General features: G+C 47.9%; 1 protein-coding gene. It reads right to left on the bottom strand.

Annotation, left to right across the window (positions count from 1 at the left end):
- Positions 1 to 47: 47 nt before the first annotated feature.
- Positions 48 to 265: hypothetical protein (locus R0J88_RS20880; RefSeq protein WP_410901007.1), on the bottom strand; the 218-nt coding region annotated here is incomplete at its 5' end.

The raw sequence follows: 265 nt of genomic DNA, 5'->3' as shown, positions 1-265 counted from the left end.
AATGCTGCTGATAACAGCAGCATTAGTGACAAGTAGCACGATGGTGATCAAATCGTCGTTTTATGAATCTTATCGTTACTAGCATACACAGCGCGGGTCATAACGCCACCCAGCATGGCACTCAAAACATTTACCCTTGCGTTAAACGCGCATGCTTGCCATCTGAAAATCCAACCGCCGTACCATGATCCGCCTCGAACCAAGACAGCGTTTGATGTAGCGACACAACGCTGCCAATAATCAGCAAAGTAGGCGGCTTGATACC

The organism is Pseudoalteromonas sp. SIMBA_162 (assembly GCF_046535955.1).
Classification (GTDB): Bacteria; Pseudomonadota; Gammaproteobacteria; order Enterobacterales; family Alteromonadaceae; genus Pseudoalteromonas; species Pseudoalteromonas marina.
The sequence above is the reverse complement of the archived record's forward strand: the minus strand, read 5'-3'. Positions and strand labels throughout refer to the sequence as shown.